The organism is Nitrosomonas communis, assembly GCF_001007935.1.
Taxonomy (GTDB): Bacteria; Pseudomonadota; Gammaproteobacteria; order Burkholderiales; family Nitrosomonadaceae; genus Nitrosomonas; species Nitrosomonas communis.
The window spans coordinates 1,897,345-1,922,144 of record NZ_CP011451.1 but is presented as its reverse complement, the minus strand read 5'-3'; the positions used below and the strand labels follow the sequence as shown (position 1 = coordinate 1,922,144).

The following is a 24,800-nucleotide window of genomic DNA, read 5'->3' as shown; positions in this document are numbered from 1 at the left end:
TGAAGTAAGAAATGGCTATTATGCTTTATTCTCTTTTGTTTGACTAACTTGCGCCATAACTTCAGCAGCAAAATCGTCAGACTTTTTCTCTATCCCCTCACCAACCACAAAAAGAGTAAAACCATTAACCTTGGCAGATTTGCTAGCAAGCAATTTCTCGACTGTTTGCTCTGGATCCTTAACAAAAGGCTGACCTTGCAAGGTTACCTCAGCTAAATATTTCGCTATCCGTCCTTCTACCATTTTCTCGATAATATTGGCCGGCTTTCCACTCTCTGCAGCCTGTGCTGCAAAAATCTGACGCTCATGTTCCAGCAAGTCTGATGGTATTTGCTCACCAGAAACGCATATCGGCTTACATGCAGCAATATGCATAGCTAAATCCTTACCTAGCGCTTCATCCCCACCGGAGTAATCGATCATTACACCAATTTTTGATCCGTGCAGGTACATTGCGAGATTGCCATTTGCCGTGTAACAAACACTTCGTCTTATACTGATATTTTCTCCAAGCTTCATCACTAAAGCCTGGCGGGAGGCTTCCACAGTTTCTCCATGAGGCAGCGTCATCGTCGAGAGCGCTCCTGTCTCAGTCACTTTTTCTGCTGCAATCAACTGCGCCAAACTTTTGGCAAAATTGACGAAATCGTCATTTTTTGCGACAAAATCAGTCTCACAGTTAATTTCCACTAATGCGCCATTTTTCCTATCTGTCGAAATATAAGCGCCAATAACACCTTCAGCAGCGATACGTCCAGACGCTTTACTTGCCTTGGCACCGCTTTTGATTCGCAACAAATCTTCCGCTGCTTTTATATCACCGCTTGTTTCTGCCAAGGCCTTTTTACACTCCATCATACCCAAGCCGGTTCGCTCACGTAATTCTTTTACCATACTTGCGGTAATTTCCGCCATATTTACTCCAAGTACTAAAAACTTAATTATTGATTAATAAAGATGAAAGAAAAGAGCAATATAATGGTTTTATCATTTACCACTTTTTTTATTTTATAACAGAATCGAAAGTGAATATCTGCTTCAAATTCTGTTTCTGCTCTAATCACTACTTCTTTTCTACATTTCTAGCTAAATCTAATCAACTTTCAGCGCTAGAATTACTCATTTCGATAATTTCCTGGATAGATTGATTGCGCCCTTCCAAAATAGCATCAGCTGCTGCGCGCGCATAAAGACGTATAGCTTGGCCTGAATCATCATTGCCCGGAATCACATACTCCACGCCAGCCGGGCTATGATTAGTATCGACAACACCCACAATAGGAACCCCCAATTTGTTTGCCTCAGTGATAGTTCCTTTTTGATATCCCACATCAATAACAAACATCGCATCAGGCAGCCCTTTCATCTCCTTGATGCCACCTAAACTGTTATTGAGCTTATCGAGTTCACGTTGAAAATCGAGCGCCTCTTTTTTGACGAACTTATCAAGCAAACCATCCTGCACCATTGCCTCCATGTCTTGGAGGCGCTTGATCGATTGTTTAATTGTTTTAAAATTGGTTAACATCCCCCCCAACCAGCGCTGGTTAACATAGGGAGAACCACAACGTGTTGCCTCTTCGCGAATGATATCGCGTGCTTGGCGTTTTGTTCCAACAAACAGAATAGTGCCTCCATTTGCAGACAGTCTACGCAAATATTTCATCGCATCATCAAACATGACCAAGGTTTTTTCAAGATTGATAATATGAATCTTATTTCGCTGCCCAAAAATATACGGAGACATTTTGGGATTCCAGAAGCGGGTCTGATGTCCAAAATGTACACCAGCCTCTAACATTTGACGCATATTTACTGACATAAAATTTCCTTTAGGGTTAAACCGCCACTCGTCTCCAGCTATTTTGCTTATTAAGCACCCTATAATGACAAGTGTGTGTATTTATTAATATTTACTATATGGATTACAATTAGACTTCCCGCTATATATTTGAGAGTCTTGATAGCCGGCGATTATAACATGCTCTAGCCTACTCTCAAGAAAGCCATTTATCTAAAAATATAGATTGAGGTTCCAATAAATTCTGAATGACAAGAAATTACAACCACTCTCAATCTGAGTAGCCACTAATTTTGTGGCTCAAGCGATAAATATCGTTTAATCTGACGTTTTTGTTGTTGATCGTAATAATTCCTTCTTCTTGCAATCTGGACAATGAACGGCTAACCGTTTCAAGCTTGAGCCCCAGGTAGCTTCCGATCTCTTCGCGCGTCATTCTAAGAATAAAATTTGTGGATGAATATCCACGCTTGGCAAAACGTTCTGATAGATTAAGTAAAAAAGCAGCTAATCGTTCTTCAGCTTTTCTACCTCCCATCAACATCATTATGGTGTGATCTTGAACGATTTCACGACTCATGATTTTATGAAAATGATGCATAAGCAAGGGAATACGACGGCTGATCTCTTCAAGCTTGATAAAAGGAACCTCACAAACCTCGCTATCTTCTAACGCAACGGTATCACAAGTGTGTTTTTCTGAGCTAATTGCATCCAGCCCCAACAACTCTCCCGTCATATAAAACCCAGTAACCTGCTGACGACCATCCGAGTCAAGTACACAAGATTTAAAAAAACCATTGCGGACAGCATAAAGTGATTTGAAAGCTAATCCAGTATGAAACAAGTGCTCTCCACGTCGAATCCTATACTTATGATTAATTAAATCGCCCAGGAGCTCTGTTTCATCTTTATCAAGACCCACTGGCAAACATATCTCTCGCAAACTACAAGTAGCACATTTCGATTCCGCTGTAGATACAATATAATTTCTAGCTATTGTGTGATTAGGCAAGACAAATTCCTGAGTAAATACGAATTAAGTCAACTCAAATTACCGCTTCAATCAAAAAATGCCGCACAAGCAAACCATTCAGAAATCCTTATGCGGCATGGATAGCTCATAATGTCCAGCAAAAACCTCTATCACAGAAAATGACAGCTGTCAACAATTTACTTTGTTGTGCTATTTTCCAATACATATTGTGCCAGACCTTCCACGGAATCACCCATGAGATTAGGGAAAGCAGGCATGCCTAATCCTTTCCCATTTCTAATCCTATCAATAATTGCCTCCTTGTTGGCTATTTCCGGACTCAACGCCATTACCTTGCCATTTACAGGAGAATGGCATTTTGCACAAGCCTCCTTAAAAATAGTCTCAGGCGTTGCGCCTGCTTCTGGCATATATTTATCTCTCGAGCAGCCACTCAATACCACCAGCATACAACCTAATAACAACAAAGGTAGCTTTTTCTTCATTCTTCTCTCCTGTTAACTTCTAAATAATTAAGCTCTTCTTTATAAGTTTATCATACTCAGACTAAGCCCCCAAAATTGCTTACGAACCTCTGTAACTCAATTGCTACTATTAAAATACGAATTAAGAGCTGAAATAGAAGCCAGTTCATCTATAACATTAAACTATTGAGGAAAGCATCACCCAATTTCAATCAAAGTAACCAATGAACTGGAAAAACCGAAGCATTACCAGCAAAATCTTTGAACTTATAATCAAAGAATGAGCCATTACGCGGATTTAAGTTTTAGCTACGAAGAAATCATTACCCTCTTCCTGTTCGGTGTAGTAGACAAGCATCGAGAGATCAAAGGTATTGATGCGTTTGCGGATCGCCACTTGCGCGATGAGTTTCCACGACTCCCAGGTTATGTGGCTTATGTTCAGCGCCTGAATCGAGTAGCCGATGTGTTTGCACCCTTATTAGCACTGATTCAGCAAGAACAGGAAATCAGGAATCCCAGGCAGGTGTGGTTGACTGATTCATTTTCGGTAACCCTTGCGAGGCAACCCTATCTGGAGCTACAGGATCAATGGTTGTCTACAGCAGTTGCTCGCGTGCGGCAATCGATTGAAACATTATTTGCTTGGATAGCAGAAAAAGCAGGCATTGAATGGGCCAGCAAAGTGCGTTCTTATAAGGGGCTTATGATGCATGTATTCGTAAAGCTGGCTGCGGCTCTGTTTTCCTGGAATTTTTTACCAGTTAGCTCTTAATTCACATTAAAGTTAACCAAGAAAGATGTCTGCACGATACTGAAAAGAAATTTTCCGCTAATATTTTTGTTCAATACTTTTAGCAGAGAACTGAAGTTTTACTTTTTAGGGATTTTACCGCGTCGTTATAGTTTTAAGCGGACTATCCCCTTGATGAATCAGCTATAATAGTTTTATTGACAACTTTTTTTAAGATTCTATAAATACTTTTCATCCCGGCTTGGGTATTAGCTTTTACCATTCCATAAATTTACCAGCTTCCGTCGTGGCGGGAATAATTTATTCTTGCATACCAGATACATCAGCACGCACTTGATTTTGCGTTTTTAAGGATCGGCAAAATAGCTGCTGACAATAATCAAGCCTGTTAATTTTCTTTTGAATAAATGACGGTATCTCTGACTGGTATGCGCCATATAAAAAACATTAATATCATTAGCAGCGCAATTAGCATTGACTTAAGCCAATAGGAAGATACCATCAAGATAGAGCTACCAAATGACAAGATGATCATAAAATATACCCAGCGTTTGACTCGCCGGGATACGCTACGGTATTGGCACCATTCGTAAATGATGGGGCCAGTAATACGATTACCGAGCAAAAAATCATGAAGACGTTCTGAACTGCGTGCAAAACAAGCTGCAGCTAGCAAGATAAACGGTGTAGTAGGAAGAATAGGTAAAAAAATACCCAATATCCCCAACAGCAAAGCTGTGAAGCCGACCCCCAAATAAAGCCAACGCATAAAAAGAGAATTATGTAAGTGCAGGATATGCACTCCATCTCTATTCTGATTTGCTTGTTCGTTTAATTGCATATGAATAAATAAATCGGATTATAAAATTTTAAAAAAACAGAATGCCGTTAATAAGGCACAATAATATGAAATTGCATGGATTGCCCAAATAGGTAAGCCATAGTGAGTATAATACTTGCTGCTGTTTGATAAAAGGCAATACATTTTTTGATTTTTCTTTTGAGGTTTTTATGGATAGAACAAAAATTTCATTGAGTTTGAGCTTTTTTCTGCTAAGTTTAACGCTATTGCCGCTGAGCGCTGTTGCCTACAAGGAACATGCCTCAGAGCCACACACCGCCACGTCAGGAGCCACTGAATTGCAAAAAATCGATGTCAAGGAGGGTACAGGAGAGGAAGCTGTAATAGGTAAAACCGTGCGTGTTCATTATACAGGCTGGCTTTATGATGCGGCGGCTCCTGATAAAAAAGGAAAAAAATTTGATAGCTCATACGACCGGAAGGAGCCCTTTTCATTTTTGCTGGGTTCAGGACGTGTTATCAAAGGCTGGGATCGAGGAGTAATGGGAATGAAAGTGGGTGGGCAACGTACATTGATCATTCCTCCCGATATGGCTTATGGCGCGCACGGCGCTGGCAATGTGATTCCACCGAATGCAACCTTGATTTTCGATGTAGAATTGATTGGCTTGCAATAGCAGCCAATCCAGCCAGGTAACGCAAGCAAGTTAATCACCTGCGCTCAGTAACAACTTTTGGCTTGCGTTACCCGCCGCTTCCTGCAGGCTCGTTTCTGGAGGTACGATTGCATGGGAAATTCTTTAAATTCTCCTGTAGCACCACGTCGTTTCGTGACGCGCAAGCGTCTCGTTATTAGCTTCGGTGTTGTTATACTAGTCACCGCACTGTTTGGATTGCTTGGCTATTATTGGTTACCTGGTTATGCCAAGAACAAGATTGAAGGCATTTTATCCGAGAAGCTGAATCGGTCGGTTACCATTCAATCTATTGACATTCAGCCTTATACGTTAGAATTGACTATATCAGGCTTCCGGGTAGCAGAAAAAGCCAATACTGACAACCTTCTGTTTGCTTTCGCTCGTTTATATGTTGATCTGAGCGCCGAATCGATCAGGCATCTAGCCCCCATTGTCAGTACCGTAACGTTAACAGCGCCCAGACTGCACCTCGTGCGTGAGGATAAGCATCGTTTCAATATTTCCGATCTGATCGAGCAATTCCAGTCACAGCCCACCAGCTCAGCAGATGATACACAAGGCAAATCGCGTTTTTCCATCAGTAACATCAGCATTGATGGAGGAACCGTAGCGTTTGAGGATCGGCTCAAAAAAAGCCAGCAGAATATTGACCAAATCAAGCTGGGCATTCCATTTATTGCTAATTTTCAAAGCACACAAACCAATTGGGTTGAACCCCATCTCAGCGCTACGATCAATGGCGCTCCATTTTTACTCGAAGGTAAGTTGCGCCCGTTTACTGACAGGCGTGAAGCAACGCTCTCGCTTAAGTTTAATGATATTGATCTGACTGATATCGATGAATATTCTCCTATTCCGGTCGGTTTCCGTCTACTTTCCGGAAACCTAGACAGCGATTTATCATTGGTTTTTACGCAAATGAGGGACAAAGCACCTACCATTAGCCTGTCTGGCCGTGCTGCACTCAAGAAACTGGCTATCGACAATGAAGCAGTTCAAGCGCCGCATCAAGTAGCGTTGAAACGGCTCGATATGACATTGCAGGAAGCAGTACTGACCGAGCCTCAGCCTGTAGAGACAACGATATCGCTGGCAGATGCAAAACTCACGCGTCATGGCGAAACGGAACCTGTGCTGCAACTGCCGAAACTGGACATCGATACGATCAAGATCAATCGTGCTCAACGGTTTATCGAGCTGGGTTCGGTGATACTGGATGAGACAAAGACATTGATACGCCGGCAAGCTGATGGTCAACTTGATCTGGCTCAACTGTTTATATTGGCATCATCATCCGGCAATGCTGCTCCCGCAGTAACATTGTCATCAGCGCCTCAATCCATCGAAAATTCCACCTCTCTCATTCCTATTCCAGATAAAAAACCTGCCAATAGATCCTATGCATTCAGTAAATCAGAGAAGGTTGCCGTGTTTTCAGCCAAAACGGCCGTTCCCATTCCCGCTGCCAAACCGGCCTATCCAGCAAGCACTGGCATGGTAGAAACTAACAACGATCGAGACGAGATGTCAACAGAGTTCGCTACCCCCCAGGTAAACACTGAAACTGGCAAAGCCTGGTCAACACAAATCAATCAAGTGAAATTGACGAATGCTTCCGTACGTTTTGAAGATCACACGCTGGCAAAAATAGCCCCAATGAACATCGATTCATTGAATTTGATGATTAACCATATTGATGTGGACGGTGCCACACCACTCGATCTGCTATTGCAAGCAACCATTAATCAGCACGGCAGCATTGAAACCAGAGGCAATCTCAGGCGAACACCTTTCACAACTGATCTCATCTTTAATCTCAAAAATGTTGATTTGGTACCTTTGCAGGGTTGGTTAAGCGATCGATTAAATGCGCTTCTTACTCAGGGCGCACTCTCTTTTCAGGGTAATGCGAAAGTAGATGGAGAACCCCTCAAAATAGCCTTAACTGGCAAAGGACAACTGACTGACTTCAATATAGTTGATAAGGACAAAGGCTCTAGGTTGCTACGCTGGAAAGAAATCGATCTTGCAAACATCAAGTTTATCAACGAACCATTACGAGTGGACATCGCAACCATTGACCTCGCTGATTTTTATGCGCGCGTCACCTTATTACCGAATAAGAAGCTCAATCTTCACAGTCTTGTCAAGCAAACAGAGCCTACCCCCATTCCCGAGTCCACTTTGAACGGTTCAGTCAGCCAGCCAACCCCTATTGCGCCAGCCGACAATGCCCCCTTACCCGTTTATATCGATAAAATTGTTTTACGAAATAGTAATATTGATTTTGCAGATCAATTCATCAAACCAAGCTACCGCGCTAATTTGGCTAGACTCAAAGGCCAGATTGGACCACTTCATCCAGGTAAATCTGGAAAAATAGATATCCAAGGCTTGTTTGATCGATCTGCACCACTGCACATTTCAGGCATGATTGATCCATTCAGCGGACAACTCTTTCTCGATATCAAGTCAACCGCGACGGGGATCGATTTGCCAACGTTTAGTCCTTATTCTGGCAGATACATTGGCTATGTCATTGAGAAAGGAAAACTCTCGCTTGATGTCAATTATCATATTGAAAACGGTGAATTGAAAGCGAAAAACAAAATCTTTTTGGATCAACTTGTTCTCGGCGACAAAACCGATAGTCCTGAAGCTGTGTCACTGCCGCTCCATCTCGCCATATCACTTCTCAAGAATAGACATGGCGAAATAGACATTCGTCTGCCACTCAAGGGATCGATCAACGATCCCGAGTTCAGTTTGACAGGCATTGTCTGGACAGCATTTGTCAATTTGATCACCAAAGCCGCCACAGCCCCGTTTACCTTGCTGAGCTCTTTAATGGGAGATGAAGAGGAGCTGTCACAGATCAGCTTCCCTTCAGGCTACCCCACACTTCAACCTGAAGCAGAAAAACGTCTGCAGGCACTGGCGGCAGCCTTGCTGGATCATCCTGCGCTCAAGCTTGAAATAACGAGTTTTGCGGATCCGGTCAACGATCATGAAGAGCTCAAACATGCATTACTCGAGCGAAGCATCAAGGCACAGAAACTTTCCGCAAGCGTAAAAAAAGGACAGGCTACTGGTACACTGGACGAAATCAGGCTCAATGAAAAAGAATACGCCCAGTATCTCACGCACGTCTATAAAGAAGCTGATTTCGAAAAGCCCAAAAACATCATCGGATTGACCAAAAGCTTACCTGTAGAGGAAATGAAACAGCTGATCCTCGCTCACACCACAATCCGTGATGATGAGTTGCATGAACTTGCAGAACAAAGAGCAAGCGCTGTCCTCTATTGGCTGATTGAGCAAGGCGGCATTCCGAACGAGCGCGTATTCGTGCTGGGGACAAAAGTAGAGCCTGCAAGTGATGGTCAGCAGCCTAACAGCCGAGTAGTATTCTCCCTGGAGTAATGGGTTTCAGCCGCAATCATCCTCAGCATGTCCAATCAGAAACCGAGTCATCGCATTGCTTGAATGTCTACTTTCGCTAATACCCTGATTGAATGGCAAAAACAGCATGGCCGGCATAGTCTGCCCTGGCAGGGAACCAATGACCCTTACGCCATTTGGGTGGCAGAGGTTATGTTGCAACAAACACAAGTGATGACGGTGATCCCTTATTATCAGCGTTTCTTGGAAGCTTTTCCTGATATCGAATGCCTCGCCGAAGCATCGCTTAATACTGTACTCACTTTATGGAGCGGTCTTGGTTATTATTCGCGCGGCCGAAATTTACATAAAGCAGCTTGCCTCATAATGGAGCGTTCTCAGGGCAGGTTTCCCCAGCATGCAGCAGAAATTGCACAGCTGCCGGGTATAGGTCGCTCCACGGCCGCGGCCATCGCTGCCTTCGCTTATGGGGAGCGCTGCGCGATACTGGATGGAAATGTCAAACGGGTATTTACTCGTTACTTTGGTATCACCGGTTATCCGGGTGAAAAGAAAACAGAAGCACTATTGTGGCAAAAAGCAGAGGGACTCCTCCCTCAAGAAAACGCCCAACAACAAATGGCTACTTATACCCAGGCATTGATGGATCTGGGCGCTATTGTGTGCACGCGTCATCAGCCAAAATGTCTGAATTGTCCTTTACAGCCAGATTGTATTGCTTTCGCGGAAAACCGGGTAGCGAGCCTTCCTACATCCAAACCCAGGAAACCATTACCCAGTAAGGAAACCACTTTCTTGATATTAAGAAATCAGGATGAGATTTTACTTGAACAACGATCAAGCCCGGGTATTTGGGGCGGATTATGGTGTCTGCCAGAAAAACCGATCGACATCAACAGTCAAACTTACTGCAAGCAATGTATGGGGATTGAGAGTGTAACGATCAGTAGCTTACCTCCGCTTAACCATACCTTTACCCATTTTAAGCTGCGGATTCACCCCCAACTACTGCAAGTGATCAATTATCCTCGCAAGAAAACAGCCACTAAGATTTGGTTAACTATTGATAGGGCATTACAATTAGCTATCCCTGTACCAGTCAGAAAAATTTTGTTAGAACTCACTTCCAGCAATCGCTTCTGACAGATTAAAATGTCACCCCATGAATAACTGGCGAGAATGGCGGAAACAACAGCGTGCTGATTTGATCGCACGTCGTAAACAAATTCCAGAGGCAGAACGCGCTCTATGGAGTGAGGCGATTACCGCCTCGCTCATACAAGGTTTCCCGGTACTGCAACAACGCCGTGTGGGATGTTATTCGCCTTTTCATGGCGAATACGAGCCGGCACAGGTAATGGTCTATTTATATGCCTGTGGAGCGACGCTGGCACTTCCAGAGGTAATGGGTCCGCATCAACCATTGAGATTCCGCAAATGGTGGCCACAAGCTCCGATGAGAAAAGATGCCTATGGCATTGCTATTCCTCACGATACCGAGGAAGTCATCATCGACGCCATCATCATCCCAATGGTTGCTTTTGATAGTCAAGGGTACCGGCTAGGCTATGGCAGTGGCTTTTTTGATCGTACACTGGCTGCAATCAATCCTCGACCGTTAACTATCGGGGTCGCATTTGAGATACTCCACCTTCCTACTATCTATCCCCATGAGCATGATATCGCGATGGATTATGTTATTACTGAAAAAACGATCTACTATTTGACTGACCATACATTACAGTCAATTTCACGGGAGACATGCGCGATAAGAAATACATTGAAATAATGTCAGGTTTAGTGAAAAGCTTTTAATTCCATTTCTAAATCAAACATGACGCGAAGGCGAACGGCAGACAGCATCAATCATGCGGCAAGGTGAAGCTACAAAGTCAGGTTTAATTTAGAAATGGAATAACCAGAAGAACACTTATGGTTAATAACTCACTCGCTTCCTTCGCCCCAGCGTGGCATTAACGTATGTGCGACACCAAGATGATCAAGGATACGTGCGACGACAAAATCGACGATATCCTGTATGCTCTGGGGATGATGATAAAATCCGGGATTAGCTGGCAGGATAATAGCGCCACAACGTGCCAGCCTTAGCATATTTTCGAGATGAATCGTAGAAAAGGGCATTTCGCGCGGTACCAGAATAAGTTTACGCCCCTCCTTGAGCATGACATCCGCCGCCCGCTCGATTAATTTCTGATTCAGGCCTGAAGCAACAGCTGACAGGGTGCCCATGGTACAGGGGCAAATTACCATCGCATCAGCTGGATTCGATCCAGAAGCAACGGGTGCAAACCACTCCTCCCGCCCAAATACCTTTAGTAACCCTTTTTCTGCATTAAAGTAGTTGGTAAAAAATGCTTCTGCTTCTTGTGGGCGTGAAGGGAGCGTCAATTTCATCTCCTGCTGGGTAACGATCTGCGCCACTTGTGAATATAGTAAATAAACATGCACACCTTGAGCTAATAATATTTCTAGCAAACGAATGCCATAAGGCATACCGGATGCACCTGTAAAGGCAAGAGTAATCGTATGCGCAGCACTCATTTCCTGAAAAGAATCTCCAATATATTAATCTGAAGCAATATCAGTCATTTTCTGCTCATGCCGCTTAATAAACTCCTGGGTGCTGTCAATTCCGCGCAGCTGCAAAACATAATTTCGGACTGCCGCTTCGACCAATACCGCCAGGTTCCGCCCGGCAGCAACGGGAATAATCACTTTGCGTATGTTTACATTCAAAATATCTTCATTCAGATTGCTCAGAGGAAGTCGTTCAACTGAACTGATATCTGAACCACTGGATTTTTCCAAATGGACGATTAATTTCATATTTTTGCGCCGACGAACCGCAGTTTCCCCAAAAATAGTCCGAATATTCAATAAACCGAGTCCGCGCACTTCCAGATAATCTCGTAATATTGGCGGACAGAAACCCTCTAGTGTTTCTGGTCCGATACGACGTAATTCAACAACATCATCTGCTACTAACCCATGACCGCGACTGATCAGCTCTAATGCCAATTCGCTTTTACCCACTCCACTTTCACCCGTTATTAGCACACCCATTCCTAAAACATCCAATAACACCCCATGTTTACTCACGCTTGGCGCCAGCACTTTGGTTAAAAAGGAGCGTAATATCCAGATGACATCCAGGCTTGAACTGGCTGAACAAAGTACCGGTGTTTGTGTCCTCGCAGCGAATGATCTTAAGGCATCAGAAACCAAAGCGCCATCAGCCACAATCATGCATGCTAAATTACTTTGAGCTAATTGCTGAAATTTTCTCTCCAAGGAAGAGAGGTCAAGCTGATTAAGATAATCCATAGCCAAACTACTTAGCACTTGTATCCAATTAGGATGGATAAAGTTGAGGTGACCTATCAGCCCTTGTGGAGATTTAGCAACGACTTCATTATTCAGCTCCTTATTGCCATACTCCTGCCCGCAATTCCAGGTCAGCCTCAATTTAGCTTTATTGCCTTCAAATAGCTGAGTAATGCTAATGTGAGACATTACCAGGTGTCCAATCAGAGATAAGCTGATGAATCTCCTTTGCGCCCTTACTCGAGAGCAGTTTCTCACGAAAACTTTTGTCACTAAACATTTGGGCCAGCTCACTTAAAATTTGGAGATGTTTATCTGTTGCTTTTTCAGGTACCAACAGGATACAGGCAATATTGACTGGCAAACCATCTGGTGCATCAAAAGGTATGGCTTCTTTCATTCTGACTAAAGCTAGAGCAGCTTCACGCAGCCCCTTGATTCTACCATGCGGAATTGCCACACCTTGACCCAGGCCAGTAGAGCCAAGCCTTTCTCGCGCGAACAAGCTATCAAATACCTGACTGCGTGCGATGTGCAATGTATTCTCAAACAATAATCCAGCCTGCTCAAAGACGCGTTTCTTACTGGCGACATCCAGATCAACGATCACGTTGGATTCTGGTAAAAATTGTGAAATAAGGTTCATAAAAAGAAATAAAATTACTCTCAATAAACACAAATAGGATATTCCGCCTGAAATTATCTTTTTACATCGAAGTTGAAGCTGTAATTAGGTGGGATTTGACAACGAGGGAAAAAAATTAGCTTGTATTGATAACATATCTGTAGGCAACTTGATATGCCATAACTTCTATTCTCTTAGCCTTGTCCTATCTTAGGCCGATTAAGTCTTGTGATGAAGCAGATAATTTCTGGCATTGCAACTTTCTCTTTCTATTAAGTTGACTTAACGTTACTCAGGATGGTCAAATTCCTGATTTTTTAACGCGTCATGATTACGACGTTCTATATTTTTTTCCTTATATTTAAGAATCTGCCGGTCAAGCTTATCCACTAAACTATCAATTGATGCATACATATCAGCGCTCTCTACCTCGACAAAAATGTCTTTGCCACGGAGATGAATATAAGCTTCAGCTTTTTGTTGATGTTTTTCTACTGACAAAATGACATTAACATCAATCAGATGATCAAAATGCCGGCTAATCTTCTCCATTTTAGAATTCACATAATCGCGTAAGGCAGGTGTGATTTCTACATGATCTCCGGTAAGAATCAGATTCATTATGTCTCCTTTGTTAGGCAATATTTAAACATCAAGCATTGGATATCTTTTTTGTAACGCTTCCATGCTTGAATTTTGAACAACTCTATCCTTCGGTAATACCAGATTTGCAGACATTCCTAATATTATTGTGAGATCGCTCTGCTGATAGGTTATCTCCGCTATATAACTATTACTGACAACATACCAAGAATAAAGAGAATTCATTATAGAGGCTCTCTGCAAAGTTTTGTATGTCGTAAGCTGTGATCATACCAGATACGGAAATAAAGTAGACGATAAAAGACATAACCAGCATGATACACAACGGTGAAACATCACACCCTAATCTCGCCTTGTCTTGCTTAGAACTCTGAATTTTTAGAGGCGCCTAATAGTTAATTCAAGAGATAATCTGGTGAAAAGAGACAATTCTGTAAATTCTCTGCAAGATAGTTATCAAAATACAACTTCTTTGAACTGTGCATTAGGCGTCAGTATCTGTATTTTTTTAAGCTGTATCAGCTCAACCTGTTGTGACCCCTGCTCATTATCAATAATCAAAAATTCTCGTTTTTCAGCGGTTGTTGCAATATCTTTTGCTTTACCTTCAAATATTTGCTCATCCCTTAAAATGAGTCTGACTTGATAGCCATACATACAAGCCACTTCAATATAATCGTGCAGTTCACAATCAATGATCTGTTGTGTCATAAATATTCAACCTTTTAAAATAATGAAAAACTGGTTTCAACGCTATCTATAGGAAATAATAGCGCACTCTATAAGATAATGAAGATTGAATTTTTTACTTCTTCTGCTACAGTACAGTTTATTCATGAGGGAGATATTTATGAAAATTAGAATGACAATCGCAACTCTTGTAACTTCGTTGACGCTCGGTGGCTGTGCCACCATGACGGAAACACAACGCGGTAGCTCTCAAGGTGCCGCCATTGGTGCAGGTACAGGAGCCGTGATTGGTGCAATCCTGGGTGGTGGCAAAGGTGCTGCTATTGGCGCAGGTTCCGGTGCTGTACTCGGTGCTGGCGCAGGTTACATATGGTCACGAAGAATGGAAGAGCAAAAAAGACAAATGGAGGCAGCGACGGCCGGCACTGGGGTACAGGTATCACAAACTCCTGATAACCGCTTGATGCTCAATATTCCGAGTGATATCTCATTCGACAGCGGGCGCGCAGATATTAAGCCTAATTTCAGGCCCATTCTTGATAGCTTCGCAACCAGTCTACTTAATAATCCCAATACGACCATAATGATTGTGGGGCACACTGATAATACCGGTACGGATGCCATTAACAATCCTCTATCGGTTAATCGTGCTGCCAGTACACGTGATTACCTGGTCAGTCGTAATGTGCCAATTCGACGTATACAGATTGATGGCCGTGGCTCCTCTCAACCCATTGCTTCAAACGATATACCCTCTAATCGAGCTAAAAACCGGCGCGTGGAAATCTTTGTCATGGAGCAGCAGTCATCCCAGACTTCAACCCGATGATGGGATTAAAATCGTCATAAAGTAGTCAGGATTGGATAACCCTGACTCGCCATTAAGGAAACCTAGATCCTGAATAAGCTACCGAGCAAGATAAAGTGTAAGGCAAACGGAGTGCAGTAAACGGGAAAACGAACAGAGTGAGTTTCGCTAAAACGAACAGAGTGAGTCACGCTAAAATGAGCAGAATTAGTTTCGTTAAAGCGAACTTTGCTCATTCCTTCACGTCACTTAACGTACTAGCCTACTGGTAAGTGGCACTTATTCAGCATCTCATTGCAATCCCGACATATCATTTAATGCTTATAATGTGAGTAAGATTTCAAAAATAGTCTAACCATACTTACTATTATTTTCAGAAACATCATTCTAAAGAGTTGAGGAAGCTATGACAGATTCAACAAATCGTAATGAAGACCGGGAAAAGGAAATATTGGAAAAACTGGTATTTTCCTCTTTGCAGGAGCAACGCCGCACGCGTTATTGGAGTATTTTTTTTAAATCACTGACTTTTATTTACCTTTATGTTTTGCTTTTCTGGGGATTAGGCTGGCTCGGGGAAGAATCTGTGGGAATTTCCGAAAGACATGCGGCACTGGTTGATTTACGTGGCGAAATCAAGCCTGATAGTATGGGAAGCGCTGATAATATTAATGCAGCGCTGCAAAAAGCCTTTAAAGACAAAAACACAGCGGGAGTAATTCTACGAATCAATAGCCCAGGAGGAAGCCCGGTACAGGCAGGCTATATCAATGACGAAATTAGACGGTTACGAGCGGAGTATCCGCAAATTCCACTTTATGCCGTAGTAGAGGATATTTGCGCTTCTGGAGGTTACTATGCCGCGGTAGCTGCCGATAAAATCTTTGTGGACAAAGCAAGTATTGTTGGTTCCATCGGCGTCATCCTGGATAGTTTTGGTTTTACGGGAACTCTCGAGAAACTAGGTATTGAACGACGCCTGCTCACAGCTGGGGAAAATAAGAGTTTTCTGGATCCTTTTTCACCCACTGATCCCAAACAAAGAGAGCATGCCCAGAAAATGCTAGCTGAAATTCATCAGCAATTCATACAGGTGGTCCAACAAGGGAGAGGTGAGCGCCTGAAGAATACAGCAGAAATCTTCAGCGGCATGCTCTGGACAGGTCAAAAGAGCATAGACCTCGGCTTGGTCGATGCACTCGGCAGCGCCGAATATGTAGCGCGGGAAGTCATCCAAGTCGGACGTATTGTTGATTATACTACTAAGGAAGGATTAGCTGAGCATTTTGCCAAGCGTTTCGGCAAAATGGCCGCCAATTTGCTAATAGGGACTTCGGAAAGCTGGCAGCTCCGATAACTTGGTTTATTTCTCCAGTACCTCAATCAGCATCCGGGCAACACCTATTTGCCAGTGAGGCATATTCAGCCCAAAAGTGCGGCGGAATTTTTCAGTATTCAAGCGAGAGTTCAGCGGTCGTTTCGCAGCTGTGGCAAAGGCACGGCTGGGCACTGGCAGAATAGCTTCAGATTGAGTCTTGGTTGCCCAACCGTGCTCTCTTGCAAAAGTAAGTACGAAGCGGGCATAACCATACCAGGAAACCTCCCCGTCTGCGACCAAATGATAAAGCCCTGCTACCTCAAGCTGTTTCAATGCCTTTAAAATTGCGTGCGCCGTCACATCAGCGAGCAAGTCCGCTCCTGTCGGCGCACCAACCTGGTCATCAATGACAGTTAATTGATCACGGTCTTGCGCCAGACGCAGCATGGTTCTGGCAAAATTATTGCCGCGTGCAGCATAAACCCAGCTTGTCCGAAAAATCAAATGGTGGCAGCCAGCATTGCGAATAGCCTCTTCCCCCTGGAGTTTGGTTTGGCCATAAACATTCAAAGGGGAAGTCAAATCAGATTCGATCCATGGGCTATCGCCGCTGCCATCAAAGACATAATCCGTAGAGTAGTGAACCAACCAGGCATCGATACGCTGCGCTTCCTGCGCTAAAATGGCTGCTGCTTCAACATTTATCTGGTACGCCAGATCGGGCTCGCTTTCAGCTCGGTCCACAGCAGTATACGCAACCGCATTAACGATGACGTCTGGCATAATCGCACGTACGGTTTGCCTGATCCCTGCCGGATCAGCCAGATCACCACAATATGCTTGACTGGATCTATCCAATGCCACCACTTCACCTAGCGGCTGGAGACTGCGCTGTAATTCCCAACCCACTTGCCCGTTTTTGCCGAATAACAATATCTTCACCCGGCATACTCCTGATAGTGAGATTCAATCCATTTTCGATACTCGCCGGATTGTATATTGGCAACCCAGTCCTGATTATCCAGATACCACTTGACAGTTTTTCGAATGCCTGTTTCAAACGTTTCGACTGGCTTCCAGCCTAGATCACGCTCGATTTTACGTGCATCAATGGCATAACGGCGATCATGACCTGGGCGATCTACCACATATTTGATTAATTTGTGATAATCAGCCGGATGAAGCTCACTGAGTAAATTACAAATGATATGCACAATCTCTATATTCGGTTTCTCATTCCATCCGCCAATATTATAAGTTTCTCCTGGCATACCGGCTTGCAGCACACGGCGAATGGCGCTGCAATGATCCTTTACGTAAAGCCAGTCACGGATCTGCTGACCATCTCCATATACAGGCAATGGCTTACCAACCAGCGCATTCACGATCATCAAGGGGATGAGCTTTTCTGGAAATTGGAATGCGCCATAATTGTTGGAACAATTTGTGATGAGCGTAGGTAAGCCGTAGGTATGGTGATAAGCACGAACCAGTTGATCACTGGAAGCCTTGCTGGCGGAATAAGGGCTATTTGGCTGATAAGGATGAGTTTCTGTGAAAGCAGGCGCATCTTTAGAGAGGGAACCATACACTTCATCCGTTGAAACATGAAGAAAACGGAAACCATGTTGAATTTCCCCTTTCTGCTCTTTCCAGTAACGATAAGTTGTGTCCAGTAACCTGAAAGTACCCACAATATTTGTCTGAATAAAGGCTTCCGGTTCATGGATGGAGCGATCAACATGGCTTTCTGCTGCGAAATGAATGATGGCACGAGGATGATATTGCCTAAACAAGTTAGCTATTTTCTGTTGATCATTAATATCACCGTGTACAAAAATATGCCGCGAATCTCCTTCTAATGAAGCCAAATTCTGCAGATTGCCTGCGTAAGTCAATTTATCTAAATTAATTACGGGCTCATCCGATTGTGCCAGCCAGTCGAGTATAAAATTTGCTCCGATAAATCCTGCTCCACCCGTTACAAGAATCATGTTTTTTTCCGAAAAATTGTTTGAAACGTTATTTTGATTACTTAATCGACCTTATGTGGCTGCCATGTCAGCACCCATCCCAATTCTCCCGGCAATGCCTGAAAAGCACAATCCACACCAATGCCAGGCACCCAGACGAGTTGTTCACCACTGAAAAGTAACGGTAGCGTACCACGCTCCCATGGCGGCAGCGCAGCTTCTTGCAGCATCTTTTTTAAGCTGCGACGGGGACGTTTGCAGTCAGGCTGAAATCGCTCTCCTCCCGCGCGCAAGCGGACAGTGACAGGCTTCTTAATCAGCTCAGTCGGATTGATTCCCATACCCTGCTGTTGAATCCATTCAATCGTCCCACCCAAAGGCTCAATCACCCAGCGATATTCTCCGCGCCATACCAGAGGAACATTTATCTCGGATGGTATACGTTTTGATTGAATATTAACCAAGCCTTTGAAGCATCGTATCTCTACTTCGCCAAAAACAAGATGAAGTTTAGTATCAGCTTTTGCCGACAATAATTGCCGCAAGATTTCTTCAAGTTTTAGGGAATTGGGCTGGATTGCTCCGTGCTGCGAGAACAGATAGCGTAACAGATTCTTGGCGCGAGAAAAACTGAGCTGACGCAAACCAAACAAATGAAGTTTACCGGCTGTCATAGCGCATTGGCTATCAATCCCGGCAAGCTCATCCAATAAGTGAGCCGCTTCACCAAGATGATGGCTGGCACGTGAGCATGTCTCCCGGTAAGCAGGAAAGCGCTGCTCCAGCAGCGGGAAAATAACATGTCGCAGAAAATTGCGATTGTATGCAGTGTCGCTATTACTCTCGTCATCCACCCAGCTAAGATGATGCTGCCGTGCATACTGCAGGATGGTTTCGCGTGAAACACTTAGCAGAGGGCGCAAAAGCCGGATCGCACTCCTAGAAGCAAGCTTCCTCACCACTGGCATTCCCGCCAGACCCTTAACGCCCGCACCACGCAGAAGCTGTAACAGCAAAGTTTCAGCTTGATCATCCTGATGATGCGCCAGCACAATATAGTCAGCTCCAATACTGTTAAATACCTGATAACGTGCCTGCCTGGCTGCAGCCTCAAGGCTAACCTGAGGCACTTTCTGAACTTTTAAACGGAAAATCTGAATAGGAATACCCAACGCGCCGCATTGATTCTGGCAGAAATCACTCCATTGGCCTGCATAAGCACTGATGCCATGTTCAACATGCACGGCGGAAAGCCTGAATGTCATCGAGCTTGACAATGTATGAAGCAAATGCAGCAGCACCACCGAGTCAACGCCGCCACTTAGCGCAACCACTAAGTGATCTTTTCCGCCCACCTGCGCACGCAGGATGCATTCAACCCATTCAAGAATGGTGTTCGGCCTTGACTTCCTTAAATTTGCCATACCCCATTAATCGATTAAAACGCTTCTGCAGCAGCATTTCATACGGCAGAACCTGCAGCTTTCTTAAGGTATCCTGCAAAGCGCTTTTGACTGAATACATGATAGCAGCGTAATCGCGATGTGCCCCGCCAATTGGTTCACTGATAACGGTATCGATCAGCTCCAGTTCTTTCAGGCGATCAGCGGTAATACCCATGATTTCTGCGGCTTCGGACGATTTATCTGCACTCTTCCAAAGGATTGAAGCACACCCTTCTGGGGAAATAACCGAGTAAGTGGCATACTGCAGCATCATGACAGCATCCCCAACCGCAACAGCCAGCGCGCCACCTGAACCTCCTTCACCGATTACGATAGATATAATAGGCACTTTCAGTTCAGCCATTACGTAAAGATTCTTCCCGATTGCTTCGGATTGTCCGCGTTCTTCAGCATCAATTCCTGGATAAGCACCTGGCGTATCGATAAAAGTGATCAGTGGCAACGAAAATTTCTCTGCGAGGCTCATTAACCTCAATGCCTTGCGATAGCCTTCTGGTTTTGGCATTCCGAAATTACGGTAAATTTTCTCTTTGGTATCACGACCTTTTTGATGGCCGATGACCATCACAGGCTGCTGGTTAAAATGCGCTAATCCTCCCACAATCGCATGATCGTCGGCAAAATGGCGATCTCCATGTAACTCTTCAAAATCAGTGAATAAAGACTGAATATAATCAAGTGCATAGGGACGCTGCGGATGACGTGCCACCTGAGAAATCTGCCAAGGAGTGAGCTTGGCATAGACATTTTTGGTGAGCGCCTGGCTTTTTGCCTGTAATTTAGCAATTTCAGCTGAAATATCCAGTGCTGAATTATCCTGGGCAAAGCGCAGTTGCTCGATCTTCTCTTCAAATTCCTCGATACCTTTTTCAAAATCCAGAAAAATCGTTTTCATGAAAGCTTGCAAGAACTCTAAAAGCAGGATGATACAGGATCTGAAGGAACTTCTGCATAGTAAGGATAGGCACAAGTACTTGCTTTCATGTGCTGAAAATTACTTTTGCATATGAATCAGTAATATTATTAAATATTTTATACCATATCCCGACCAAAAATAGCGGTAGCAGAGCCCGCTTAATTGTCCATGCTCCTGCTTTACCAGAGAAACCAGGCCCTGTGTTCAGTGCCAGATCCGAAACGAAGGCGATACGGGTTAGCGCTATCGCCTCACGCTGCCTCACTACTGAATCGGATGACGCTGCGCTTCAGTTAGTTGATCGCTCCAGGAAGCGGGTAAATTTTGCACCCAGCCATTGTAAACCAGCGGAATCGGCAGTATACCTTGTCCACCCATTCCCGGATTACCTGTTATGGCATCATCTCTAAGAGTTGCCTCGGAAGCAAAGAGTCCTACACTACCGACAATACTCGCATCTGACGGATCACCATCAGCGTTTGGATCGGGATCCACCACTAACAGTCTATTTGAGAATTTGCTGGATACATAAGCATAGTATCCACCACCTTGCTTGGCGCCATACTGCACGCCATGGCAGCCTGGATCACACGGCAGCATTTTTACTGCTGCATCTGTCGTCGCCAGGCCTGGCCTGGTATCGATGATGGTAATCGTTCCACTCAGGGCATTGGCTGTCACCATGTTTTTCCCATCAGGCGATACCGGTGTCTGAATCGGCCATGCTCCCACAGGGCCTGAAGCAGCGCCTGACAAAGGATCGTAGTTTTCCAGCAGGTTAATATGCTTGATGACGGTATGCGTACTCATATCGACTGCCGTAATCGTGTTGTCAAACATGTTCGCGACATAATATTTACCGGCATTCGGCAGCATACCAACCGCCACTGGATGGCTGAATTCACCACTTACCGGTACAATGGCTTCAATAACATTGGTCCTGAAGTTGTATTGCGTGGTATCACCGCTGATCACATTGGGCGTCACCATATGTTTGCCGTCATGACTCATCCAATGACCATGCGGCGTACCACGGCCAATATTGATACGGCGCAGCACTTCGGTTGCGAGAGGCGCCAGCTCCATCACAGAATCTGTGCGGCTGTCACCGTTATTGGTGATGTGAATCCGATCATTATCGGTCAAAGTCATCACATGCGCAGGCGATTCACCGACAGACACATTCCGAATCAATGCCCCTGTTTGGCGATCATAAACAGCCAGTTTACTGTCAAACCATTGGGTTGCATAAATAACATTCTGGTCCTTATCAGCCCATAAATTGTGCGGATTATTCATATCGATCGACGGTAAGGCTACTTTGCGCGTCACTTGCCAGTTGCCACCATCAATCGCCGACACCGTACCCGGCTTGGATTTCCCTGCAGTGGTTTCAAACTGGGTGGCGACCCATACTTCACCTACTGCAGGGATCGCTGGTTTGCTGAGCGCTTCCAGCGTCAAATCATTCCCATAACGAGCATTCAGAGCATTGGCTAAATTAACGGTACTTCCATCGACGTGTACATCCATGTTTGGATAGGTAACACGCCAAGGCGTACTACTAGCATAGTTCTGCCAGTTGGCAGGATTGGTCGCAATGAAAAAGGTGCGTAGCAATCGTGTTGCCAGGTCGCTGCTGCTGGAAAAACTTTCTCCCGTAATCATACTGAGCGAGGAACCCAGATCCAAACCGGCGGTAGCCGGATCATCCACAATCACCGCGCCAAACATGTAAGGATGAATACTACAGACAAAAATATACAAACCTGGAGTAGTCAGCGTCACATCGTCGCCCCCCTTTCTCGGCTCGGTATTAAAGGGCATGCCAGCGGCTCCGGTAGGATAAACCAGACTGGTTCTGGTATGAACGGTATTTGAATCACCCGAGAATTTAACTCGCACACCCGGTGTAGCGACTGCAATCGAGCGGTTATCTTCTAACTCAGCCCCAGTATCAAACCAGCGGCCGGCATTATCGGTAAGCTCAAATCTAATCTCACTATCGGGATCATTATCGTTAAGCTCAGAATCATCATCGCGGGCAAAAGTATTATTTATAAATAGAACAATCAGAATTGCTGCAAAGAAACCGATAATTTTCCCCGCCTTTTGACCTGATGATATAGCTATCATAGATTGTCTATCTCCTTATATTTTATTAATAACTATTTTTTCTTCAGCCAATGGATAAGCAATCTGGCATAGAGAAAACCTGTGACTGGAAAGATTAAGCAAATAATGCGCTATGATTCGCATTACAATAAAAAACGACCTCGTCATCTAAAACGACCTCGTCATCTTGAATGTCTATGTAAAGCTTTTTTATCCGCAATATTTATGCCAAAAAAACATTATAGTTACTAATCAATTGCTTACATTACAGCCTTAGAAGAAAAACCGGGATAAATGTCGCCAATAATTAATTAATTTTTTTACAAATACATGGGCTGCTTATGATAATAAGCTTTTAACATGTTTTTCTATGTCTATTATTAGAAACATGTTTTTTTATATTTAATAAATAATTTATTATTTTCAATAGCTTTATTTTGTCGCCAATTAGAAACACACTATAGAAAATGTCTGAATTGATCGTTTTACTAATGACTAAAGTATTACGAATAGAATTTTCTACTTTTAAAAAAGTGAAATATCAGCCCGAAAGCATGTGAGGGAAGTTTTATTAGGGGAACAGATCTTTATTTACCTATTTCCATTTCTAAACCAAAATTGACTTTGTCGGCTTTACCTTGCCATATTTTTTATATTGTCTGCGGCTTGCCTTCACATCATTTACATCATTTTTGATTTGGAAGTCGAATAATAACCAGATAACCGAGGAAGGATCGCAAGGGCCAGAGCCAGCCTCTGCGTCTGCGATCCAGGCATAAGTATATTGCTTTTCCGAAAGTATGATCGTGCCTTTAATACCCTATGCATAAACAGACAGCGGGAAATCTGTTACGCTGGATAATGATCTTTACGCAATTGTAAAACAAGCATTCTCAAACCTTGACTAAAAGCAGGCAAGCTGGAACGTTCCAGGAATACACACAACTTGCCCGACAGCTTGCAATAACGTTTAACGGCAAAGTAATCATCATGACTGACACAGTCGACTGGACAAATAACCATATTAACCCGATCTAGTAATGGATATAAATGATCTCTTTTACTTTCTGGATTGCCACGATAGATCATGAAGCACCCTCCCGCAGCTTCTACCAGCTGAAGATAATCTGGATAAAGCGTAGCACGCCCACCCACGCATAGAACAGTTTGCCCGGCAAGGTTAAGGTTAGAACCGTGCATTTCGGTGATCTCCTGGCTAGCATTAGACTTGATCATCGGCTTTGCCTTGATCAGTGGAACCCATTCTGTCTCCGGCCTTATGTTTACATTGGAATACACTCCTTTCCCGGGAAAATGGCTATGAATTATCGGGAGAGGCTCTTGTTCAGATACAGGCCGGATGACAGCATATGAAATTGCTCTAAAGGCGGACAGCCATGCACGCAAGGTATCTCTTAGCCAAAATAACTTACCGATGTAAGTAAATTTCTTCTCAGGATTATCTGTATGGTATTTTGTGATGAGCGAAGGGTGGTGAGAATAATCGTGCAACGCATTGCCGGAGAAATTATCTATTCCATGAAAGGCAAGCGTAAAGATAGTTTTTTTTAAAGATTTCATAGCCCTTACCCCTTAAATCGATAAAAAAATTGGCTGGCTTGCCTAGAAAAGTTAGGCTGGCTGGCTAAAATAGTCACTGGCAGAGGAGAGAGTACTTCCAGTGACTGATGAGAAACTGTTTTATCCGGCTATAGGTTTTTTTGTTTTGCAAGATAATATTTAATTTTACTCACTATTTCGTTAGAATCAGCTTACCATTTCGTGTTCTGCGTAACCGATACTGTTCGCCTCGGTGTTGAATAAGCACTTCGTTACCTACTACAAACAAGCTATCACTGCTAATTGGTTTATATGGATCGCGCATGAGTAAAGAGTGTGATTCCGTAATAACTTGCAAATTACTATTCGATCTATTCATGACAGCCAAAATTTAATAATGTAAATGAGAATGATTCTCATTATATACAAAAAACCGAGTAATGCAAGCGCTTGTTGAAATATT

At 43.8% G+C, this 24,800-nt stretch carries 24 protein-coding genes; 7 read left to right on the top strand and 17 right to left on the bottom strand.

Annotated features, from left to right (window positions below; translation table 11 throughout):
* Window positions 1-18: 18 nt before the first annotated feature.
* From tsf to AAW31_RS08765, 4 genes are all read right to left on the bottom strand, one after another.
* Window positions 19-915 carry a translation elongation factor Ts gene (gene tsf / locus AAW31_RS08780; RefSeq protein ID WP_046849958.1) on the bottom strand — a complete coding sequence of 299 codons (897 nt, stop codon included), beginning with the start codon at window positions 913-915 and terminating at the stop codon, window positions 19-21.
* Between the two features lie 181 nt (window positions 916-1,096).
* Window positions 1,097-1,822, bottom strand: coding sequence for a 30S ribosomal protein S2 (gene rpsB / locus AAW31_RS08775; protein ID WP_046849957.1), 726 nt, complete (start codon window positions 1,820-1,822; stop codon window positions 1,097-1,099).
* Between the two features lie 250 nt (window positions 1,823-2,072).
* Entirely contained in the window at window positions 2,073-2,801 is a 729-nt protein-coding gene (fnr, locus tag AAW31_RS08770; protein WP_046851634.1) for a fumarate/nitrate reduction transcriptional regulator Fnr, read from the bottom strand.
* Window positions 2,802-2,974: 173 nt separating this feature from the next.
* Window positions 2,975-3,283: a c-type cytochrome gene (locus AAW31_RS08765; RefSeq protein ID WP_046849956.1), complete on the bottom strand. Its 309-nt coding sequence runs from the start codon at window positions 3,281-3,283 to the stop codon at window positions 2,975-2,977.
* Between the two features lie 259 nt (window positions 3,284-3,542).
* On the opposite strand from AAW31_RS08765, the gene AAW31_RS08760 reads away from it, so the two are divergent.
* Window positions 3,543-4,037 (top strand): hypothetical protein, encoded by a 495-nt coding sequence (locus tag AAW31_RS08760; protein WP_046849955.1) that lies wholly within the window; start codon window positions 3,543-3,545, stop codon window positions 4,035-4,037.
* Between the two features lie 367 nt (window positions 4,038-4,404).
* On the opposite strand, the gene AAW31_RS08755 is transcribed toward AAW31_RS08760, so the two are convergent.
* Window positions 4,405-4,785, bottom strand: a complete 381-nt coding sequence (locus tag AAW31_RS08755; RefSeq protein WP_046849954.1) for a YbaN family protein — start codon at window positions 4,783-4,785, stop codon at window positions 4,405-4,407.
* Window positions 4,786-5,027: 242 nt separating this feature from the next.
* On the opposite strand from AAW31_RS08755, the gene AAW31_RS08750 reads away from it, so the two are divergent.
* The 4 genes from AAW31_RS08750 (at window position 5,028) to AAW31_RS08735 (ending at window position 10,707) form a co-directional block, all read left to right on the top strand.
* On the top strand, window positions 5,028-5,495 hold the full coding sequence (locus tag AAW31_RS08750) for an FKBP-type peptidyl-prolyl cis-trans isomerase (RefSeq protein ID WP_082110387.1): 468 nt from the start codon (window positions 5,028-5,030) through the stop codon (window positions 5,493-5,495).
* 111 nt (window positions 5,496-5,606) lie between these two features.
* Entirely contained in the window at window positions 5,607-8,939 is a 3,333-nt protein-coding gene (locus AAW31_RS08745) for a DUF748 domain-containing protein (RefSeq protein ID WP_046849953.1), read from the top strand.
* A 63-nt stretch (window positions 8,940-9,002) separates the two neighbouring features.
* Complete coding sequence (mutY, locus tag AAW31_RS08740; RefSeq protein ID WP_046849952.1) at window positions 9,003-10,061, top strand: A/G-specific adenine glycosylase; 1,059 nt, start codon at window positions 9,003-9,005, stop codon at window positions 10,059-10,061.
* A 19-nt stretch (window positions 10,062-10,080) separates the two neighbouring features.
* The gene (locus AAW31_RS08735) at window positions 10,081-10,707 is read left to right on the top strand and encodes a 5-formyltetrahydrofolate cyclo-ligase (RefSeq protein WP_046849951.1); all 627 of its coding nucleotides are present in this window, start codon (window positions 10,081-10,083) and stop codon (window positions 10,705-10,707) included.
* A 155-nt stretch (window positions 10,708-10,862) separates the two neighbouring features.
* On the opposite strand, the gene AAW31_RS08730 is transcribed toward AAW31_RS08735, so the two are convergent.
* The 5 genes from AAW31_RS08730 to AAW31_RS08710 form a co-directional block, all read right to left on the bottom strand.
* Window positions 10,863-11,480: a flavin prenyltransferase UbiX gene (locus AAW31_RS08730; protein ID WP_046849950.1), complete on the bottom strand. Its 618-nt coding sequence runs from the start codon at window positions 11,478-11,480 to the stop codon at window positions 10,863-10,865.
* A 24-nt stretch (window positions 11,481-11,504) separates the two neighbouring features.
* The gene (gene hprK, locus AAW31_RS08725; RefSeq protein ID WP_046849949.1) at window positions 11,505-12,452 is read right to left on the bottom strand and encodes an HPr(Ser) kinase/phosphatase; all 948 of its coding nucleotides are present in this window, start codon (window positions 12,450-12,452) and stop codon (window positions 11,505-11,507) included.
* Window positions 12,439-12,909, bottom strand: coding sequence for a PTS sugar transporter subunit IIA (locus tag AAW31_RS08720; RefSeq protein ID WP_046849948.1), 471 nt, complete (start codon window positions 12,907-12,909; stop codon window positions 12,439-12,441). Before AAW31_RS08720 ends, hprK begins: the two co-directional genes overlap by 14 nt.
* Before the next feature lie 267 nt (window positions 12,910-13,176).
* A complete protein-coding gene (hpf, locus tag AAW31_RS08715; RefSeq protein ID WP_046849947.1) occupies window positions 13,177-13,509 on the bottom strand; it encodes a ribosome hibernation-promoting factor, HPF/YfiA family in 333 nt (110 codons plus the stop codon).
* Window positions 13,510-13,947: 438 nt separating this feature from the next.
* A complete protein-coding gene (locus AAW31_RS08710; protein WP_046849946.1) occupies window positions 13,948-14,202 on the bottom strand; it encodes a Rho-binding antiterminator in 255 nt (84 codons plus the stop codon).
* Between the two features lie 139 nt (window positions 14,203-14,341).
* On the opposite strand from AAW31_RS08710, the gene AAW31_RS08705 reads away from it, so the two are divergent.
* Both AAW31_RS08705 and AAW31_RS08700 read left to right on the top strand, forming a co-directional pair.
* Window positions 14,342-15,010 (top strand): OmpA family protein, encoded by a 669-nt coding sequence (locus AAW31_RS08705; RefSeq protein ID WP_046849945.1) that lies wholly within the window; start codon window positions 14,342-14,344, stop codon window positions 15,008-15,010.
* A gap of 385 nt (window positions 15,011-15,395) precedes the next feature.
* Window positions 15,396-16,346, top strand: a complete 951-nt coding sequence (locus AAW31_RS08700) for a S49 family peptidase (protein ID WP_046849944.1) — start codon at window positions 15,396-15,398, stop codon at window positions 16,344-16,346.
* Window positions 16,347-16,352: 6 nt separating this feature from the next.
* Here the strand turns inward: AAW31_RS08700 and rfbD are convergent, their stop codons facing one another.
* From rfbD to hemP, 7 genes are all read right to left on the bottom strand, one after another.
* Window positions 16,353-17,249 (bottom strand): dTDP-4-dehydrorhamnose reductase, encoded by an 897-nt coding sequence (gene rfbD / locus AAW31_RS08695; protein WP_046849943.1) that lies wholly within the window; start codon window positions 17,247-17,249, stop codon window positions 16,353-16,355.
* Window positions 17,246-18,301, bottom strand: a complete 1,056-nt coding sequence (gene rfbB / locus AAW31_RS08690) for a dTDP-glucose 4,6-dehydratase (protein ID WP_046849942.1) — start codon at window positions 18,299-18,301, stop codon at window positions 17,246-17,248. The genes rfbD and rfbB overlap by 4 nt, the downstream gene beginning before the upstream one ends.
* A 41-nt stretch (window positions 18,302-18,342) precedes the next feature.
* Window positions 18,343-19,704 carry a tRNA lysidine(34) synthetase TilS gene (gene tilS, locus AAW31_RS08685; RefSeq protein ID WP_046849941.1) on the bottom strand — a complete coding sequence of 454 codons (1,362 nt, stop codon included), beginning with the start codon at window positions 19,702-19,704 and terminating at the stop codon, window positions 18,343-18,345.
* Window positions 19,664-20,641, bottom strand: coding sequence for an acetyl-CoA carboxylase carboxyltransferase subunit alpha (locus AAW31_RS08680; protein ID WP_046849940.1), 978 nt, complete (start codon window positions 20,639-20,641; stop codon window positions 19,664-19,666). Before AAW31_RS08680 ends, tilS begins: the two co-directional genes overlap by 41 nt.
* A 285-nt stretch (window positions 20,642-20,926) precedes the next feature.
* On the bottom strand, window positions 20,927-22,798 hold the full coding sequence (locus AAW31_RS08670) for a copper oxidase (protein ID WP_082110386.1): 1,872 nt from the start codon (window positions 22,796-22,798) through the stop codon (window positions 20,927-20,929).
* An 828-nt stretch (window positions 22,799-23,626) separates the two neighbouring features.
* Window positions 23,627-24,358 (bottom strand): DUF2325 domain-containing protein, encoded by a 732-nt coding sequence (locus tag AAW31_RS08665; RefSeq protein ID WP_046849938.1) that lies wholly within the window; start codon window positions 24,356-24,358, stop codon window positions 23,627-23,629.
* Window positions 24,359-24,530: 172 nt separating this feature from the next.
* Window positions 24,531-24,662, bottom strand: a complete 132-nt coding sequence (gene hemP, locus AAW31_RS19780) for a hemin uptake protein HemP (RefSeq protein WP_235264538.1) — start codon at window positions 24,660-24,662, stop codon at window positions 24,531-24,533.
* Window positions 24,663-24,800 lie beyond the last annotated feature (138 nt).